The sequence below is a fragment of the Patescibacteria group bacterium genome (assembly GCA_018896645.1).
Lineage (GTDB): Bacteria > Patescibacteriota > Patescibacteriia > UBA2591 > JABMQE01 > JAHIMF01.
Map to the genome: position 1 here is coordinate 1 of JAHIMF010000050.1, position 2,796 is coordinate 2,796.

Annotated in this window: 2 protein-coding genes; one reads left to right on the forward strand and one right to left on the reverse strand. The window is 36.0% G+C overall.

Annotation, left to right across the window (positions count from 1 at the left end; genetic code table 11):
* Positions 1-180: 180 nt before the first annotated feature.
* The gene (locus KKD20_03890) at positions 181-948 is read left to right on the forward strand and encodes a transglutaminase-like domain-containing protein (protein ID MBU4332236.1); all 768 of its coding nucleotides are present in this window, start codon (positions 181-183) and stop codon (positions 946-948) included.
* 309 nt (positions 949-1,257) lie between these two features.
* Here the strand turns inward: KKD20_03890 and KKD20_03895 are convergent, their stop codons facing one another.
* Positions 1,258-2,583, reverse strand: a complete 1,326-nt coding sequence (locus tag KKD20_03895; GenBank protein MBU4332237.1) for an IS1380 family transposase — start codon at positions 2,581-2,583, stop codon at positions 1,258-1,260.
* Between the last annotated feature and the right edge of the window lie 213 nt (positions 2,584-2,796).

Sequence of the window (2,796 nt, forward strand, 5' to 3'; positions counted from 1 at the left end):
ATGTTATGCTGCTCTAAAAAATTTAATATCCGGTATCAAGCTATTTTTAATACTCCCGATAAAAACATTATAAAAGTTTGGCTAGTTCAACCATTAAATTCTACAACGCAAAAAATAGAATCTTTTTTAATTTCACCCAAACCTCAGAACTATTATAAAGACACCCAGGGAAACAGAATTTTGTATTTTGAATTTAAAGATCAAAAAAATATTAATATCCAAATGGATATTAAAGCAACCTTATGGAAAAATAAAATTAATTTAACAAAAGAAAAATTTTCACTACCCCTATCTTCCTTAAAACTATTTCAGCAATATACCAAAAATGAAAAATTTTTAGAGCAAACTCCAGCCGTAAAAGACTTAACCAAAAATATAATCATTAAAGATGGTTATATTTTAGATACTATTCAATCTGTTTTTAATTTTATCATAAAAAAATTTAAATACTTCTATCCAGTTAAACAAAGAGGTGTAAAATATTTAAATTTAAAGCGACTTAAAGGTGATTGCGGAGAATACTCAAGTTTATTTGTGGCAATATGCAGAATTTTGAAAATTCCCACTAGAAATAACACTGGTTTTGTAATTTTCCCAAAACAAAAAAGGATAGTCAAGCACGGCTGGGCAAGTGTGTATTTAAAACCATTTGGCTGGCTGGATTTTGATACACAATACGCGTCTCTTGAAAAAAACACTAAAAAATATTTTGGCCAAAGAAGTGATTATAGAATAGTATTTACAAATGGATTTAATATTCCTTTAAAACCAGTTATTCCAAAAAGTTTCCAAATCAATCATTGGAATAAACTTGGCCTGCCTCTAACTAATGATTCAGTTCAAACACTGCAACCAATAGTATTTGCTTCCAAAAAAGATGTTAAATTTGAAGACAAAATTGAATTGAGGATAACGTTTCGCGGATATGAGAAGTTGCAAACGAAGTGAGAAAGTCGCGCAGGGCCAAATTTTATATATCTTCCATTACGGGTTTATCTTCAATAAACTCAGAAGGCAACCCAATTTTCTTGAAATAATCAACCATAGATATACAAACGAATCTCTCGGTAGAATAATGAGTTCCGCCTAAAATATTTATTCTATGTTTTTCAGCAAATTCGTGTGCTTCTTGCGAATGTTTATTTTTAACTGTTATTCCAGTTAAAAAAGTGTTAATATTATTACTTAGATCCTGCGTGAAAAAGTGATTTTTTACTCCAAAATCCAGTTAGGAATAAATCAGTTAAAGCCTGCTCTTTACAATTTTTTGTTCAAATCTTCCAGTCCGTTAATTTTGTCTTTCGCGCTCCAGAATGTTTTTTGTTGCGGCGAGTTTTTGGGAAAGCGCAGAATCTGTCGGCTGCCGTGCTGGGCAAATGAGCCGGGCAAGAGAAGCAGTTCATTGCGCAACGTCTCTAATGTTTTGTTGTGATCTGCCGCTGGCAAGCAAAGTCGTTGAAACCATTTAATAAGGTCATATGCCCAAAGGAGAATTTCCAAATACAGTTCGTTGGCCTTGAATTTTTGCGTCGGAATGTTGCCCAGATAATAATCCTCTTTCAAGCTTCTGATATTTCTTTCGCATTGAACGCGGCCATTGTAAAATTTCCAAATGTTGAATGGCGTCATTGAAAGATTGGTGACAATGGCGGAATAGCTGTAAGCGTTAACGGTAAATAAAGTTGATTGGTCGGAGTCATCCGGTTCCAGTTTTTTTCGAATAATGCAGTAACGATACGGCCGTTCCCATTTCATTGGTTGATAAAAAGTTTCTGCGAAAGCATATCGCTTGTCCGTGTCGCTCGCGGCGCGATACTTTAGTCCGACGACCAGATTCTTGAGCGGCCCAGTCATACTCGCGACGATAGTAAATTCGCATTTGTTTTGGCTAATTAAAGCCACAATATCCTTATCATAAAAACCCGAATCGCCGCGCATTCTTACTTGATATTCCTCCTTGGGGAATTGTTGAAAGAATGTTTTTAGACAATCTAACGACCCGACGGATGTATAGGCGTTTCCGTGACGGAGGAGCCCGAATAAACTCGTGCCGCTGTGATGCTCAAAACAGAACAACGGGTGATAGGATCTGCGGCCGCGCCCCTCTGGATTGTAACCCCGCGCCGCTCCTTCCTGATGGCCATACAAAGTACAGACGGTGGAATCTAAATCGATTAACAGTTTTTTCTCCGGCACGATCAGATTGATAAAATATTTTCTCAATCGGTTGTGCAGGCGAATAAGCTGCGATAGAATTTCTTCCGAACCGCGAATAAGAAATCGACGCAAAGTCGTTGGATCGGGAAAATTATTTAAGCCAATCAATAATTTAAAGACGCCATTGTTGCCAAGAAGCTTAGAGATTTCAATGCGGCTCAATCCGAGAATTACCGGGTAAAGCAGAGAAAAAATCAATTCAGAAATCGTATAATGATTATTGCGTTGCTCGTGTCTAATGTTAAGCGTGATGAGACTCCGCCAGCCAATCTGTTTTAAAAACAGATGAAAAAGATAGATACCGCCGAAATGAGTCAGGCGGTTGGAGTTGAATTTTATCTGCACTTTTGTAGCGCCATAGGCCATACAATAAAAGCGTACATTATGGACGGTTTTATTGCAAGAGCCAAATATTGTTAAAGAACAGTATTTTAGCGAAAATTTCAATCAACTAATCCCTGCTTCACGCAGGATCTAAGTAAGTATTTTATTTTGGATAAAGTTTATGGTCAAAATTATGTTTTACCAAACATGATATCTGATAATTTTTTAAACTCAATAAAATTAAAATTGAATGAA